A 15,198-nucleotide genomic window follows, 5' to 3' on the forward strand; every position below is an offset into this window, starting at 1 on the left:
GAGTGGCTTCGGCGGGGCACGCCGAGGGGCTTCAATGGGCCGATGACCCACGTCGACGACCAGCACGGCAGCCGCACCCGCCCCTTCCCCGACCTGCTCACCCCCCACATACGTCTGCGCCCCTGGGACCCCCGGTCCGAAGCCGACGTCGCGGCCTATCTCCGCGGCGCGACCGACCCGGAGGTCCGGCGCTGGAACACACCGCTCAGGCCGGTCACCGACATCGACGGCGCTCGCGAGTCGCTGCGCTCCAAGGCGGTGCAGGCGATCGAGGGGACCTCGGTGTCGTACTGCGTGACGGACGCCGACACCGGTACGCCTCTCGGCCACATCGGCGTCAACGCGATCGACCGAAACCTGCGCCTGGCCCGCGTCGGCTACTGGGTCCTCCCCGAGGCCCGCGGCCGTCGCGTCGCCTCCGGCGCCCTCGCCCTCACCTCCCGCTGGGCCCTCACCGACCTCGGCCTCCACCGCCTCGAACTCGGCCACGCCGTCGGCCACGACGCCTCCTGCAGGGTCGCCGAGCGGTGCGGCTTCCGCCACGAGGGCACGCTGCGGGACGCGATGTTCGAGGCGGGCCGGAAGGACGCCTTCCGGGACGTACACCTGCACGCACGCCTGGCGTCAGACCCGGACCCGGAGCCCGTGCCGTAGTCCCTCTCCAGGTCGCGGAAAAATCAAGGGAGTTGTCAGACGGTCGGCGGGATCATGAAGGCATGCGCCCCGACGACCGACCCCGCGCCGCAGGCACCTGGCACCGCACCGAAGACCTCGACGCCTTCATGGCCCGTGGCGGAGACTTCCTGCGCTCCCGGCCCGCCCACCACACTCTCGCCCTGACGGTGACCGAGAGTCTCCGTACCCGAGGCCGGCACGCGTACGGCGATGGACAGCCCGTCTTCGGGCTCCTGGAGCGGGAGGGGGCGATACGGGCGGCCTACTTCCGGACACCGCCCCGCCGGCTGCAGCTCACCGCGCTCACCGCCGAGGAGGCAGACTCCCTCGCCGCCCACCTGGCCGAGGTCGGGCGACCACTCCCCGGTGTCGGCGCGGACCGCGACACCGCCGAGGCCTTCGCCGAGGCGTGGCGGGCCCGCACGGGAGCCGACGTCACGCTCGAGGAGCGCCAACGGCTGTACAGGCTGGGCAAGTTGACGATGCCGGAGCCGGTCCCGGAGGGCCGGGCCAGGGTCGCCGCGGAGCCCGACCGGGCCCGACTCGTGCGGTGGCACGGCGAGTTCGCGGAGGCCGTCGGTGAGCGCACCCCCGCGAACGCCGATGCCTGGGTCGACGCCCGTATCGCCTATGGCGGCGTCACTTTCTGGGAGAGCCCGGACGGTACGCCCGTCGCCATGGCAGGAGTGACTCCGACGGTCGCCGGCCAGGTCCGGGTGGCCCCCGTCTACACACCGGCGCACCTGCGCGGACGTGGATACGCCGGTGCCGTCACCGCCGAGGTCAGCCGGGCGGCGCGGGAGGCGGGCGCGGACGAGGTGCTGCTCTTCACGGACCTGGACAACCCCACCAGCAACGCGCTGTACCAGCGGATCGGGTACCGGCCGGTCGCCGACTTCGCGGTGTACGGGTTCTCGCGATAGGGCCGTCAGGTTCAGGAACAGGGCCGTCAGGTTCCAGGAACAGTGCCGTCAGGTTCTCGCCGTGGACCCGTCAGGGCCAGAGCAGTTCCCTCGCCCAGGCATCCTCCCCGCGCCGGTACACCAGCCGTACGTGCTGCCGTCGCACGTCCCCCTGGAAGAACTCCACCTCCTCCGGCCGGAGGCGGTACAGCGTCCAGGAGGGCACCGGGGCCTCCGGTTCGTCCTGCGCCCGTTCCCAGGCGGCCCGCGAGACCCGCTCCAGCTCGTCGAGCGAGGCGAGTACCTCGCTTTGCCGCCCGGTGAGGGCGGCCGCCAGCGCCCCGGTGGAGCGGGCGTGCAGATCCGCCTGGCCCTCCCCGGACGGGGCCGCCGTGACCGGGCCGCGGACGCGCACCTGGCGGCCGTGGACCGGCCAGTAGAAGCCGAGCGCGGCGTACGGCCGGGCGGTCAGCTGCGCGCCCTTGCGGCTGGTGACGTGGGTCGCGAAGGACCAGCCGTCCGCGTCGGCGCCGTGCAGCATCACGGTCCGTACGTCCGGCCGGCCCTCCGCGTCCGACGTGGCGAGGGACATGGTGTGCGGCTCGGTCTGCCCGGCCGCCACCGCCTCGGCGAACCACGTGGTGAACAGGGGGAGGGGGTCGACCGGGGCGGTGCTCGGGTCGAAGGCCGGCAGCGTGGTGACCTCCGGGTCCCACACGCGCAGTGACCTCAGCAGTTCATGAAGATCCGTTCCCATCCCCCGATTGTCACGCCTGTCGGGCCTCAGACCGTACCGAGGTCCGACGACACCCAGCGCTCGGGCCGCATCCGGATCACGACCTGCTCGCCGTGCTCCTTCCAGGCCACGTCGACGTACCCGTCCACCTTGTCGGCCGGGAGGTAGCGCGCGGAGATCTCCCGGAGCTGCTCGATGGTGGCGGGAGCCGTGTCGATGACCGGGCCCTCGACCGACACGTACCGGATGGTGGGTTCCAGTCGGTCGACCATGAGCGTGAAACGGCCCGCGGCGCGGATCAGTTCGTTCTTGCGGGAGTCGAGCGCCGTCATGATCCACACCGTGCCGTCCGGCTCGCACTGGTACCAGATCGGCACGGTCAGCGGAGCGCGCCCCGCTCCCGCGTCGACCGCGAGGGCGGCGATGTGCGGCTCGGCCAGGAACTGCTCACGATCTTCGCGGGTCAGGGCCATGCGAACTCCTCCAGCGGCTCGGGCGTCATCGTCCTCTGTCAGACCGCAACACCGACCGGCGAGGCCCGTGTTCCCGCCTCTGCCAGATCGCGACACCCAACCGGCGAGGCCCGTGTTCCCGTCCCGCCGGACCTCGACACCGACCGGCGAGGTCATGGTCAGCGCTGGGTCGGACCGCGAGACCGACCGGCGCGTCCTGTGTCCCCGGCCGACGTGACCGGACGAAACACCCTCCCTACGGCCGAGTCCGCCCCAGCACCACCGTCCCCGAGGAGCAGAACCACCCGCCCGTCCCCGAGGCCACCGCCAGCTCCGGCAGCCGTCCGCCGTTCTTGCGCACCTGGCGGCCCTCCGCCTCGCCCCGCAGCTGTCGTACCGCCTCCACCAGCAGGAACAGGCCCCGCATCCCGGGATGCTGGGCCGACAGCCCGCCCCCGTCCGTGTTCACCGGCAGGTCCCCGCCCTCGACCCTGAGCCGTCCCTTCTCCACGAACGGCCCGCCCTCGCCCTTCGCGCAGAAGCCGAGGTCCTCCAGCGTCACCAACGTCATGTAGGTGAAGGCGTCGTAGATCTCGGCGAAGTCGATCTCCTGGGGCCGCACTCCCGCCCGCTGGAAGGCCAGTCGTCCGCTCACCGCCGCAGGGGAGGTCGTGAAGTCGGGCCACTCCGACATGGCGGAGTGCGAGACGTGCTCGCCGGTGCCGAGGATCCACACCGGTGCCGTACGGCAGTCCCGTACGTACTCCTCGGCGGCGAGCAGCACCGCCGCGCCGCCGTCGGAGCGCAGACAGCAGTGGAGCTTGGTGAAGGGGTCCGCGATCATCGGGCCGGACAGGACGTCGTCGACCGTGACCGGGTCGCGGAACATCGCCTCGGGGTTCAGGGCGGCGTTCGCGCGGGCCTGGACGGCGACCTCGGCCAACTGCTCGATCGTCGTGCCGTGTTCGAGCATGTGGCGGCGGGCCGCCATGGCGTACTTGGCGATGAGGGTGTGGCCGTACGGCACCTCGAACTGGAGGGGGCCGCGGGCGCCGAAGGAGAGGGTGCCGGTCCGGCGGCCGGCCTTGATGTCGGCGCGGGCCGTCGAGCCGTAGGCCAGGAGCACCGCGTTCGCGTGGCCGGCGGCGATCGCGTCCGCCGCGTGCGCCGCCATGACCTCCCAGGTCGAGCCGCCCACGGACGTCGAGTCGACCCAGGTGGGGCGCAGGCCCAGGTACTCGGCGACCTCCACGGGCGCGAGGGTGCCCGTGCCCGCCGAGGCGAAGCCGTCGACCACCTCCCTGCCGAGTCCCGCGTCGGCGAGGGCCCGGCGGGCCGCCTGGGCGTGCAGGGCGTACGGGGTCGCGTCGTCCACGCGGCCGCAGTCGGAGAGGGAGACGCCGACGATCGCCACTTTCCGGGATCCCGTCCTCATGAATCTGACGGTACATCAGATTAGGTGGTGCGCGGCAGGTGTCGCGGGGCTGGGCTTCCCGTCCTCCCCGCCCTAATATGACGGACCGTCAGATCCGGATCGGGATCCGGTGACGGACGGCTTCGAGGAGGGCCCCATGGACGCCGGCTTCACCGCCGAGCAGGACGAGATCCGCCGTACCCTCCACGAGCTGTTGCGGGCGCGCTGCGGGCCCGCCGAGCTCCGGGCCGCAGTCGACACCCCGGCCGGACACGACCCCGCCCTGTGGACCGCCCTCGCCGAACGCCTCGGGCTGCCCGGCCTCGCCCTCCCCGAGACCTACGGCGGTGTCGGCTGCTCGGTGACCGAACTCGCCCTCGCCTGCGAGGAGACGGGCCGCTTCCTCGCCCCCTCGCCCCTGCTCGCCACCGCGGCCCTCGTCGCCCCGCTGCTGCTCGCCCTCGGCACGGACGCCCAGCGGGCCGAGCTGCTCCCGCGGATCGCCTCCGGCACGCTCACCGCCACCCTCGCCGTACCCGGCACCCGCCTCGCCACCGCCCTCGCCCTCACCGGCGACAACGCCGGCGACTGGGCGGGCGGCGGCCGGGCCGGGGGCGTGCAGGCCAGGCGGGCGGGGGACGGCTGGCGCTTGTACGGGCAGGCAGACCAGGTGCTCGACGGGCACAGTGCGCGGCTTCTGCTGGTCGCCGCGCACGCGGGCGGGTTCGCGCGCTCGCGGACGCTGCTGTTCCTCGTGCGCGGGGACGCGGCCGGGCTCGTGCGGACCCGGCAGACCACCCTGGACGCCACCCGGCCGCAGGCGCGCGTCCAGCTGCGGGACGTGGAGGCCGAGTTGCTGGGCGACGAGGAGGCGGACGTGCTCGCCGCCCTCGCCGCCGTCGGCGACGGCGCCGCCGCCGTCCTCGCGGGCGAGGCCGTCGGTGCCGCCGACCAGGCGCTGGGGCTGACCGTCGGGTACGTGCGGCAGCGGGAACAGTTCGGACGCCCGATCGGGTCCTTCCAGGCGGTGAAGCACCGGCTCGCCGACGTCTACGTACAGGTGCGGGCGGCCCGCTCGGCGGCCTGCTACGCGGCGTGGGCGGCGGCGCACGGAGAGCGAGTGGGAGGGCTTGCCCTCGCCCAGGCTCTGGAGGCTTTGCGGTCGGCGTCCGCGGAGGCCATCCAGCTGCACGGCGGTATCGGTTTCACCTGGGAGCACGAGGCTCACCTGTACTTCAAGCGCGCATGTGGCGACGAGCTGCTGTTCGGGCCGGCGCACCGGCTCCGGGCGCACGCCGCCGACGCGGCGCACCTTTTCGCGAGCGTGGAGGTGGCGGTGTGATCGGTGAGCGAGTGGTCCAGAAGGTGTCGTCGACGCGGGGCTTCGCCAAGGTCGCGCCCCACGTGATCCCGGCGCTCGACCGTGCCGTGCACCGGCTGACCCGCGGGAAGTTCCTGCTCAGCGCCCAGCTGCTGCCGGGGGTGATCCTCACCTCGACCGGGGCCAGGAGCGGGCAGGCCCGGCGTACGCCGCTGGCCTGCATGCCGGAGGGGGGCGGCGAGAGCTGGATCCTGATCGGCTCCAACTTCGGCCGGACCGGCCACCCCGCCTGGACCGCCAACCTCCTCGCCCACCCGGACGCCACGGTCAGCTGGAAGGGGCAGGACGTCCCCGTCACGGCCCGGCTGCTGGAGGGGGAGGAGAGGGCGGCCGCCTGGACGGCGGTACTGGCCTTCTGGCCGCCGTACGCCACGTACCAGAGGCGGGTGGAGCGGGAGATACGGCTCTTCAGGATCGTACGGAGGTGAGTCCCGGACTCTCTTACAGCACGCAGGCGGTAGCCCACCCGAGTGAACTACCGCCTGCCAGACAGGACTTGGGGACCGTACAAAGGATGTGAGTTACTTCGTCGGCTTCTTGCCGGTCACGCCGAGGTGCACCAACAACGCGAGGTTCGGCTTGAGTTCAGCCTGCTTCACACCCCACGTCTGGAACCCCTTCTGGTGCGAGGCGACGGCCGCGAGCATCGCGACGATCGAACCGGCCACGGCCGCCGGGTTGACATCCTTGTCGACCCTGCCCTTGGCCTGCAGTTCGGCCACCGCGTCGGAGAGAGAGTTGTTCACGGAGTTGAGGATCTTCATGCGGAGCTTGTAGAACCGCTTGTCGCCCTCGGCGGCCCCGAGGTCGACGACCCGGAGGATCGCGTCGTTGCGGCGCCAGAACTCCAGAAAGCCGTCGACGAGTTCCTGGGCGGTCTGCCAGCCGGCCTTGCCGACCCAGGAGCGGCCCGCCAGCAACTCGGCCAACCCGGCGCCCTCGGCGGCCATTTGTTCGGCGATCTCCAGGACGGCGCCTTCGACGTCCGGGAAGTACTGGTAGAAGGTCGCGGGCGAAGTCCCCGCCTTCCGGGCGACATCGATGACTTTGACGTCCCGGTAAGGGGAGGAGCTGAGCATCTCGCTGAGGCAGTCGAGCAGCTTCTGCCGGGTCGCCTGCCCACGCCGACCGGCCACGCGGCCGTCAACGGTACGCACTTGTCCTGTCATGTCGTCAGCTTACCGAGGGGTGATGGGAGCGCGATTCGGCCGACTGCAAATGGGGTGCACGGGCGGGCGGGGACGGGTGTGCCTGGTCTGCGGGGTGCGGGAGACGCCGTTACGTTGGCGGCATGGCCGAAAACAGGGCATCCGGGTACGGAGAGGACGTCTACGGAGAGGGCGTCCCCTGCTGGGTGGACGCACAGCTCCCCGACGTCGAGGCGGGCAAGCGGTTCTACGGTGAGCTCTTCGGATGGACCTTCGAGGAGGCGTACGGCGGATCCACGCGGGCCCTCAGGGACGGCGAGCCCGTCGCCGCGCTCGCCCGCAAGGCGGACGGCCGGCTGCCCACCGTCTGGACGGTGTACTTCGCCACCCCGGACGTCGAAGGACTCGCCGACCGTGTCTGGGCGGCCGGCGGGCAGGTCGTCACCGCGCCCGTGCCGGTCGGCGACCTGGGCACGGCCGCGCTGGTCACCGACGTGGAGGGGGCCGTCTTCGGCCTCTGGCAGCCCGGCACGCACCGCGGCTTCGGCAGGCGGCACGAGCCGGGCACCTTCGCCTGGGCCGAGCTGTACACCCGGGACACCGAGGCCGCCAACACCTTCTACGGCGGGCTCTTCCACGAGGCCCTCTTCGGCCCCGGGGCCCGGCCCGACTTCGGCCGCGCCCCCGTCCTGGACGTCTTTCCCGCCGAGATGCCGCCCCACTTCCTCGTCCACTTCGGCGTCGAGGACTGCACGGCCGCCCTCGGGACCGTGAACCGGCTCGGCGGACGCGCCCAGGCGCCGCCCTTCGAGACGTCGTACGGGCGGGTGGCCGTCGTCACCGACAATCAGGGAGCGTCGTTCGCGCTGCTGGAGCGGTGAAGCGCACGGCCGGCGCGAGGAAGAATGCTGCTTTGATGTGAGACACCCCATTTGTTTCCGGGTTCGCAACCAGCGGCCGGGCCAGGAAGAATCGGGGTGCGTGCCGCCATGGCGGTGCGGTGGTGAGACGCTGCACGGGGTCGCGTACACATGTGGCATGACGCGGCCCGTACGGGGAGGTGGCAGGCAAGTGGTGGATCAGCTGACGCAGCACGATCCGCGGCGCATCGGGCCGTTCGAGGTGCTGGGACGGCTGGGTGCCGGCGGCATGGGGCTGGTCTATCTGGCGCGCTCGGCGTCCGGGCGACGCGTGGCGATCAAGACGGTCCGGACGGAGCTCGCCGAGGACCAGCTCTTCCGCGTCCGCTTCACCCGGGAGGTGGAAGCGGCCCGGGCCGTTTCCGGCTTCTACACGGCGGCCGTGGTCGACGCCGATCCGCGTGCGGCCGTGCCGTGGCTGGCCACCGCGTACGTCCCCGCGCCCTCGCTCGAGGAGATAGTGAACGAGTGCGGGCCGATGCCGGCCCAGGCGGTGCGCTGGCTGGCGGCCGGCGTGGCGGAAGCCCTGCAGTCGATTCACGGCGCCGGGCTGGTGCACCGGGACCTGAAGCCGTCGAACGTCCTGGTGGTCGAGGACGGCCCCCGGGTCATCGACTTCGGTATCGCGTCCGGCGTATCGAACACACGTTTGACGATGACGAACGTCGCCGTGGGCACCCCCGCCTACATGTCCCCCGAGCAGGCCAAGGACTCCCGCAGCGTCACCGGCGCGAGCGACGTCTTCTCGCTCGGCTCCATGCTGGTCTTCGCCGCCACCGGCCACCCGCCCTTCCACGGCGCCAACCCCGTCGAGACCGTGTTCATGCTGCTCCGCGAGGGGCCGGACCTCGAAGGCCTCCCGGACGAACTGCGCCCCCTCATCGAGTCCTGCATGCAGATGGAGGCGACGGCCCGCCCCAACCCGGCCGACCTCCAGTCCCAGCTGGCCCCCCACCTCTTCGGCTCCGGCTCCGACGACAGCGGTACGGCGTCGGCGTGGCTGCCCGAGCGTGCCGTGGGCCTCATCGAGACGCGGCGCGGCGGCCGGCCGCCGGTGCAGCAGCCGCAGAGCGGCGGACGCAGCGGCGGCGGACGGGTCGCTCCCGTCCCGCCCCCGCCGTCCCGTGACCCCGTGGTCCCGGGGCCGGTCCCGGGCCCCGTGTCCGTGTCCGCCGCCCCCGACACCGGCCCGGTGCGCCTCGCGGGCGCCCAGGTGCCCATCGGGCCCGGCCCGCGCGTCGCCGACGCCCGCGCCGCCGCCGTGAAGGCGCCCCCGCCGGAGGCCGGTCTGGTCGCCTCCTGGTCCAGGCCCCGCCCCGGCGTCAACGGCGCCGACCCCGCCGTACCGGCGCCGCCTCCCGTGCCCGCGGAGACCGCGGCCGGCTGGCGCCCCTGGCGCTTCCGCATGTCGAACGACGTCTGGGGGACCCCCTCCGTCGCCGGCGACCTCGTCTACGTCACCTCCTTCGAGGTCCACGCGCTGGACGTGGCCACCGGCCGCCGGCGCTTCAAGACGCGGGACGTGGCCTGGTCGATGGCGGTCGCGGACGGCCGGATCCACGCCTCCGACGGGCCCACCCTGTTCGCCCTCGACGCCCGCGAGGGCGGGGACCTGTGGCGGCTGTCCACCGACGCCTGGGTGTACTCCCTCAAGGCCGACCGCGGAACCGTGATCACCGGGACCCGCGGCGGCGGCGTCCAGGCCTGGGAGGCCTCCGGCGGCCAGAAGCTGTGGGAGCTCGCCGGCTGCCAGACCGACTTCGAGTCCCCGGAGGCCGGACCCACCCTGCACGAGGGCACGGTGTACGTCTGGCACGACGGCCGCCTGCGCGCCCTGGACGCCCGCACGGGCGAGGAGCGCTGGTCGTACCCCATCGGCGACGCGGCCTCCTGCGGCGGCGTACCGGTCCGGGTGGCCCAGGCGCACGACGGCCACGTCTACGTGTCCGCGGGCACCCGGGTTCTCGCGCTCGACGTGGTGAGCGGCCACGTCCGCTGGCACTTCGAGGCCCCGGCAGTCTTCCTCTGCGCGCCCACCTTCGTGCCGGGCCCCGCGGTCACCGGCGGGGGCGTGTACCTGGCGGACTACCTCGGCACGGTCTACGCCCTGGACGCCACCGACGGCCGTGACCGCTGGCGCATCGCCACCGAGGCCCGGTCCTCCGTCGACTCGGTGCTGGTGGCCGCCGGGCACGTGCACGTGGGCAGCGGCAAGGGGCTCTACACCCTGGACGCGGTCACCGGCACGCCCAAGTGGCGCTTCCAGGCGGGCGGCGACATCGTGGGCGCCCCCGCGGTCGCGGAGGGCCGTATCCACTTCGGCTCGACCGACCACCTGCTCTACACCCTCAAGGCCGACGACGGGCGTCTGCGGTGGAAGCTCGCCACGGGCGGCGAGATCACCGGCTCCCCGGTCGTGAAGGACGGGGTCGTGTACGCGTGCAGCAAGGACCGGTGCGTGTACGCGCTGGACGCGGAGAAGGGGACGGGGACGGCCAGGGCCACCTGACGCGGCGGGAACCGGCCCGGCTACGCCGGGTACGCGCCCATCGCCACGCGGTGACATGACCGTGACAGGCGTTGCGTAGAGTGACGGCATGCATCTACGGGGACGCAGGATCAAGTTCACAGCGGTGGCGGTACTGGTCGTGCTGTCGCTCACCGGGTTCTCATCGGGACGCGGTCACGGCAGCAGCGGCAGCAGTGGCAGCAGCGACGGCGGAGGCGGGGGCTGCAGCAGCTCCAGCCAGAACCACGACAGTTCGTCGTCGACGTCCGGCGGCAGTACCTACCGCGACCACGACGACGATGACGACTACAACGACACCGGAAGCTCCTCCGGCAGTTCCTCCACGAGCACCTCCAAGCGGCTGACGGACGCCAGGGTCAAGCTGGTGAGCTGCGTGACGAAGGACGACGCGTACGCCACGGTCGAGGTCTCCAACCCGAACTCCCGCGCCGCCTACTTCACCGTCACCGTCAGGTTCCTCGACGCCGCATCCGAGCAGGTGGACGTGCGGAGCGTGGACGAGTACGTCACCGCGAACGACGAGGTGAAGGTGCGGGTGCCCCTGGCAAGCCCGGGCCTGGCGGCCAAGGTCGACCACTGCGACCCCGACCCGTACGCGCCCGCCGGCTGACGGACGCTCAACGCGACCGGAACCTGCCGCTTCGCCGTCCGGCGAACAGCTCCGCCTGCCGCTCGGCGGGCAGGTTCCCCAGCGAGATGAGATGCGGCGCCTGCGCGAACCCCTGCGCCCGCGCCGCCTCCTTCGCCGCCCACAGCGCACGGACCGTCCCCTGGGTGGCCTCGGCCGGACACTCGGCGATGACGGCGGCGCAGGCGGTCGCCGCCGCCAACGCGCCTCCCGGCTCGGTGAGTTCGCAGACCAGCCCGATGTCGTGGGCGCGCCGCGCGGAGATCCGCTCGGCCGTGCCCATCAACGCCATCCGCGCGACCTCCCCGTACGGCATCCGCTGCGCCATCAGCACCGACTCGTACGCGCTGACCATGCCGTAGGTGGTGTGCGGATCGAAGAACGTGGCGGTCGTGTCCGCGACGACGAACTCCGACTCGCCGAGCAGATAGAAGGCGCCCCCGCAGGCCATCCCGGACACGGCTGCCACGACCGGCTTCCACAGGTCGTTCGCCTTCGGCCCGACCGTGAGCAGCGGATCGTCCTGCATGTACGGCGACGTCGGCTGCGGCACCACGGCGTCCCGGTCGATCCCGGTACAGAACGCCCGCTCCCCGGCGCCGGTGAGGACGACGGCCCGCACCGAGTCGTCGAACCGCAACTTGCGCCACACGTTCCTGAGTTCGTCGGCCATGGCGAGGTCGATGGCGTTGAGCCTGTCCGGCCGGTCGAGGGTGACGACGGCGACGCCGGTGTCCTGGTCGGCGTCGACGCGCACGCTCACGACCGCTCCGGGATCCATTGCGGGAGCCCGGTCGCCCCGTCGTACGCGAAGGACACCTTGGCGCCGATCCGGATGTCGTGCGGATCAAGGGAGTCGAGAGGGGCACCGGGCTCGCTGACCAGGTTGCCGACGAGCCGTATGCGCGGTGCCTCGGCGAGTTCGACGACGACGACGTTGTACGGCGCCAGCGCCGCGTAGTCCGGCAGGAGCGGCGGATGCGGAACGACGTACGACCAGACGCGTCCCTGCCCGGACATCGCCCGCCACTCGCTCGCGAAGGACCGGCAGTGCGGGCAGCACGGGCGGGGCGGGAAGCGCGGCTCGCCGCAGTCGGCGCAGGCCTGGACGCGGAGCTCGCCCTGGGCGGCGTACTGCCAGAAGGGGGCGCCGTCGGCGTCGGTGACGGGGGTCAGCACGGGTCAGCTCCTCAGCAGCAGGGCGGAGGTGGGGACACCCTCGCCCGCGGTGACGAGGCAGGTGGCGGCGCCCGGGACCTGGGCCGTGCTGGTTCCCCGGAGCTGCTTCACGCCTTCGTTGATCAGGTTGAAGCCATGGACGTACGCCTCGCTGAGTCCGCCGCCCCCGGTGTTCAGGGGCAGCCGCCCGCCGATCTCCAGGGCGCCGCCCTCGGTGAAGGCGCCGCCCTCGCCGCGGTCGCAGAAGCCGTAGCCCTCCAGGGAGAGCGGTACGAGGGGCGTGAACGCGTCGTAGATCTGGGCGACGTCGACGTCCTGGGGCGTGAAGTCCGCGTGCTTGAACAGGTGCCGGGCGGCCGTCCAGGCGGGACCGGTGAGCGGGTCGTCGTTCCAGTAGTTGACCATGCCGTGGTGCTGGGCCGGGAGTCCCTGGGCGGCGGAGTGGACGTAGACGGGTCTGCGCCGGCAGTCCCGGGCCCGCTCCCTGCTGACGATCACGCAGGCCAACGCCCCGTCGGTCTCCAGGCAGTTGTCGAAGAGGCAGAGGGGCTCGCTGATCCAGCGGGAGGTCATGTACATCTCCCGGGTGAGGGGACGGTCGTACATGATCGCGGCGGGGTTCTGGTTCGCGCGGTTCCGGCAGGCGAGGGCGACGTTGAAGAGGTGATCGCGGGTGGCGCCGTATTCGTGCAGGTAACGGCGGGCGAGCATGGCTATCTCGTCCACCGGCCGCAGGAGACCGAAGGGCCGCGTCCACTGGGCGGGGGTGGGGAGCTGGGCGGTGGTGTTCTTCCACGGCCGGGGGCCGGACCCCCGCTTCCGCGACCTCCAGGCGACGCCGACGGTGGCCTGTCCCGTCGCGATGGCGGCGGCGAGATGGGCGACGGTGGCACACGAACCGCCGCCACCGAACCCGATCTTGCTGAAGAAGGTGAGGTCACCGAAGCCGACGGCCTTCGCGAGCTCGACCTCGTCGGTCTCCTCCATCGTGTACGAGGCGAGGGCGTCGACCTCACCGGGCGCGATCCCGGCGTCGTCGAGAGCGGCGAGTACGGCACGGCAGGCGAGGGTCTTCTCGTCCTCGGGGAGGTGCTTGGCGAAGGGGGTCTGACCGATGCCGACGATGGCGGTGGCGTCCTTGATTCCTGCTGCTCCGGCCATGCTGGGCGTTACCTCCACACGCTCGCTGGGCGGCTGACAGACCGTCAGAGTACAGCTAATCTGACGGGTAGTCAGCTAGTGGGACTGGAGGCCTCCCGTGCGCGGTGACTTGGAGTGGGGCAGCATTCCGGGGCTGGTCAGGTGGGCGGCCGAGCGGTACCCGGACGTCGAGGCGGTGGTGGACGGCCGTACCCGGATCTCGTACGGCGAGTTGGGCGCCCGCGTGGACCGCGCGGCGGCCGCGTGCCTCGCGAACGGCGTCGCGGCCGGCGACCGGGTCGGGATCTGGGCCCCGAACACCCTCGACTGGATCGTCTCCGCCCTGGGCGCGGTCTCGGCGGGCGCGGTCCTGGTGCCGTTGAACACCCGCTTCAAGGGGACGGAAGCGGCGGACGTCCTGCGACGCAGCGGCGCCCGGCTGCTGTTCGTGACGGGCACGTTCCTCGGGACGTCGTACGTGGCGTCACTGCGCAGGGCGGCGGGGCAGGGGGCGGGTGACGGAGTGCTGCCGGGGTTGCCGGCACTGGAGCAGGTGGTCGTCCTGTCCGACGACGCCCCGGCCGACTTCCGCACCTGGAAGGACTTCCTGGCGAGCGGCGACGCGGTGGGGGAGGCCGGGGTCCGTGCCCGGGCGTCGGCGATCCCCGGCTCGGCACCCTCGGACATCATCTACACCTCCGGTACGACCGGCCGGCCCAAGGGCGCGGTGATCACCCACGCGCAGACCCTGCGGGCGTACGAGGTGTGGAGCGACCTGGCCGGTCTGCGGCAGGGCGACCGCTACCTGATCGTCAACCCGTTCTTCCACACCTTCGGTTACAAGGCGGGCGTGATCGCCTGCCTGATGCGGGGCGCGACGATGATCCCCCAGCCGGTCTTCGACGTCGACACCGTGCTGGCCAACATCGCGGCGGAACGGGTGTCGGTCCTGCCCGGCCCGCCGACCCTGCACCAGTCGCTGCTGGACCACCCGGCCAGGGACGCCCACGACCTCTCCGCCCTGCGCCTGGTCGTGACCGGCGCGGCGGTGGTGCCGTTGCGCCTGGTCGAGCGCCTGCGGGGCGAACTGGGCGTGGGCACGGTCCTCACGGCCTACGGCCTGTCCGAGGCGAGCGGCATCGTCACGATGTGCCGCCGCGGCGACGACCCCTCGGTCATCGCGTCGACGTCGGGCCGGGCGATACCGGGGGCGGAGGTGCGGGTGGTGGACGCCGGGGAACGGACGGCGGGGCCCGGTGTCCCCGGCGAGGTCCTGGTCCGCGGCTTCACCGTCATGCGCGGCTACTACGACGACGAGGGCGCGACGGCGGAGGTACTGGGGGAGGACGGCTGGCTGCGCACGGGAGACGTGGGCGTGCTGGACGAGGCGGGCAACCTGCGCATCACCGACCGTCTGAAGGACATGTTCATCGTCGGCGGCTTCAACGCCTACCCGGCGGAGATCGAGCAACTGCTGGGCCTGCACCCCGATGTGGCCGACGTGGCGGTGATCGGCGTACCGGATCCCCGGCTGGGGGAGGTCGGCAAGGCGTTCGTGGTCCGGCGGCCCGGGGCGGTGCTGACGGGGGACGACCTGATCGCCTGGGCGCGACGCGAGATGGCGAACTACAAGGTGCCGAGGTCGGTGGAGTTCCTGGCGGAGCTGCCTCGGAACGCCGGGGGGAAGGTCGTGAAGGGGAAGTTGCGGGGGCGGTAGGGGCGGAGGGGACGGTGGAGGCCGTGCGCGCCGGGACGGGTCGGCGCGGCCCGCGCGGTCACGGCATGTCCAAATGCGGAGGCTGGACATGCCTCGACCGCGGCGGCCTCCCCTCCGCGCCGCCGCGGTCGATCCCCCGTCCGGGAAGGTCTGGTCAGACCGGCTCGTCGGTGGCGTGCACGTTGTCCGTCGACGCGTCGCCCGTGTCCTCGCCGGTCACCTTGAGCGGCTCGGTGGTGGCGTGCACGTTCTTGGTCCTGATGGGCTCGCTGGTGGCGTGGACGTTGTCCGTCGTGGCGTCACCGGTCGGCTCGTCCGTGGCGTGGACGTTGTCGGTGCTGTTCTCGTCGGTCATGTCGCTGACTCCCCTGACAGT

At 72.5% G+C, this 15,198-nt stretch carries 16 protein-coding genes; 8 read left to right on the plus strand and 8 right to left on the minus strand.

Annotated elements, in window-relative coordinates:
* Positions 1–42 precede the first annotated feature (42 nt).
* Positions 43–654: a GNAT family N-acetyltransferase gene (locus ACWBNA_RS22170; protein WP_482706181.1), complete on the plus strand. Its 612-nt coding sequence runs from the start codon at positions 43–45 to the stop codon at positions 652–654.
* Positions 655–716: 62 nt separating this feature from the next.
* Positions 717–1,598 carry a GNAT family N-acetyltransferase gene (locus ACWBNA_RS22175; protein WP_482706182.1) on the plus strand — a complete coding sequence of 294 codons (882 nt, stop codon included), beginning with the start codon at positions 717–719 and terminating at the stop codon, positions 1,596–1,598.
* 70 nt (positions 1,599–1,668) lie between these two features.
* Here ACWBNA_RS22175 and ACWBNA_RS22180 read toward each other — a convergent pair whose 3' ends face one another.
* The 3 genes from ACWBNA_RS22180 to ACWBNA_RS22190 all read right to left on the minus strand — a co-directional run bounded on the left by ACWBNA_RS22180 (position 1,669) and on the right by ACWBNA_RS22190 (position 4,200).
* A complete protein-coding gene (locus tag ACWBNA_RS22180) occupies positions 1,669–2,334 on the minus strand; it encodes a pyridoxine/pyridoxamine 5'-phosphate oxidase (RefSeq protein WP_482706183.1) in 666 nt (221 codons plus the stop codon).
* A 26-nt stretch (positions 2,335–2,360) separates the two neighbouring features.
* Complete coding sequence (locus ACWBNA_RS22185; RefSeq protein WP_482706184.1) at positions 2,361–2,786, minus strand: pyridoxamine 5'-phosphate oxidase family protein; 426 nt, start codon at positions 2,784–2,786, stop codon at positions 2,361–2,363.
* Positions 2,787–3,021: 235 nt separating this feature from the next.
* Complete coding sequence (locus ACWBNA_RS22190) at positions 3,022–4,200, minus strand: thiolase C-terminal domain-containing protein (protein WP_482706185.1); 1,179 nt, start codon at positions 4,198–4,200, stop codon at positions 3,022–3,024.
* 136 nt (positions 4,201–4,336) lie between these two features.
* Between ACWBNA_RS22190 and ACWBNA_RS22195 the strand changes: the two genes are divergently transcribed.
* Together ACWBNA_RS22195 and ACWBNA_RS22200 are read left to right on the plus strand one after the other, a co-directional pair.
* Positions 4,337–5,521, plus strand: a complete 1,185-nt coding sequence (locus ACWBNA_RS22195; protein ID WP_482706186.1) for an acyl-CoA dehydrogenase family protein — start codon at positions 4,337–4,339, stop codon at positions 5,519–5,521.
* Positions 5,518–5,988: a nitroreductase family deazaflavin-dependent oxidoreductase gene (locus ACWBNA_RS22200; RefSeq protein ID WP_482706187.1), complete on the plus strand. Its 471-nt coding sequence runs from the start codon at positions 5,518–5,520 to the stop codon at positions 5,986–5,988. Before ACWBNA_RS22195 ends, ACWBNA_RS22200 begins: the two co-directional genes overlap by 4 nt.
* A gap of 93 nt (positions 5,989–6,081) precedes the next feature.
* Here the strand turns inward: ACWBNA_RS22200 and ACWBNA_RS22205 are convergent, their stop codons facing one another.
* Positions 6,082–6,717, minus strand: coding sequence for a TetR family transcriptional regulator (locus ACWBNA_RS22205; RefSeq protein ID WP_482706228.1), 636 nt, complete (start codon positions 6,715–6,717; stop codon positions 6,082–6,084).
* A gap of 134 nt (positions 6,718–6,851) precedes the next feature.
* Between ACWBNA_RS22205 and kbpA the strand changes: the two genes are divergently transcribed.
* From kbpA to ACWBNA_RS22220, 3 genes are all read left to right on the plus strand, one after another.
* Positions 6,852–7,589, plus strand: coding sequence for an AfsK-binding protein KbpA (gene kbpA, locus ACWBNA_RS22210; RefSeq protein WP_482706188.1), 738 nt, complete (start codon positions 6,852–6,854; stop codon positions 7,587–7,589).
* 190 nt (positions 7,590–7,779) lie between these two features.
* Positions 7,780–10,137: a protein serine/threonine kinase AfsK gene (afsK, locus tag ACWBNA_RS22215; RefSeq protein WP_482706189.1), complete on the plus strand. Its 2,358-nt coding sequence runs from the start codon at positions 7,780–7,782 to the stop codon at positions 10,135–10,137.
* A gap of 88 nt (positions 10,138–10,225) precedes the next feature.
* Positions 10,226–10,768 carry a hypothetical protein gene (locus tag ACWBNA_RS22220; RefSeq protein ID WP_482706190.1) on the plus strand — a complete coding sequence of 181 codons (543 nt, stop codon included), beginning with the start codon at positions 10,226–10,228 and terminating at the stop codon, positions 10,766–10,768.
* A gap of 7 nt (positions 10,769–10,775) precedes the next feature.
* Here ACWBNA_RS22220 and ACWBNA_RS22225 read toward each other — a convergent pair whose 3' ends face one another.
* Genes ACWBNA_RS22225 through ACWBNA_RS22235 form a run of 3 tightly spaced genes read right to left on the minus strand, consistent with a single transcriptional unit; the run spans position 10,776 to position 13,126 of the window.
* The gene (locus ACWBNA_RS22225; protein ID WP_482706191.1) at positions 10,776–11,567 is read right to left on the minus strand and encodes an enoyl-CoA hydratase/isomerase family protein; all 792 of its coding nucleotides are present in this window, start codon (positions 11,565–11,567) and stop codon (positions 10,776–10,778) included.
* Positions 11,546–11,965, minus strand: coding sequence for a Zn-ribbon domain-containing OB-fold protein (locus tag ACWBNA_RS22230; protein WP_482706192.1), 420 nt, complete (start codon positions 11,963–11,965; stop codon positions 11,546–11,548). The genes ACWBNA_RS22225 and ACWBNA_RS22230 overlap by 22 nt, the downstream gene beginning before the upstream one ends.
* Positions 11,966–11,968: 3 nt before the next feature.
* The gene (locus tag ACWBNA_RS22235; RefSeq protein ID WP_482706193.1) at positions 11,969–13,126 is read right to left on the minus strand and encodes a lipid-transfer protein; all 1,158 of its coding nucleotides are present in this window, start codon (positions 13,124–13,126) and stop codon (positions 11,969–11,971) included.
* Positions 13,127–13,223: 97 nt separating this feature from the next.
* Here ACWBNA_RS22235 and ACWBNA_RS22240 point away from each other — a divergent pair, with 97 nt between their 5' ends.
* A complete protein-coding gene (locus ACWBNA_RS22240) occupies positions 13,224–14,822 on the plus strand; it encodes a FadD3 family acyl-CoA ligase (RefSeq protein ID WP_482706194.1) in 1,599 nt (532 codons plus the stop codon).
* A gap of 154 nt (positions 14,823–14,976) precedes the next feature.
* Here the strand turns inward: ACWBNA_RS22240 and ACWBNA_RS22245 are convergent, their stop codons facing one another.
* Positions 14,977–15,177 (minus strand): hypothetical protein, encoded by a 201-nt coding sequence (locus tag ACWBNA_RS22245; protein WP_482706195.1) that lies wholly within the window; start codon positions 15,175–15,177, stop codon positions 14,977–14,979.
* Between the last annotated feature and the right edge of the window lie 21 nt (positions 15,178–15,198).

The sequence above is a fragment of the Streptomyces sp. Q2 genome (assembly GCF_056820935.1).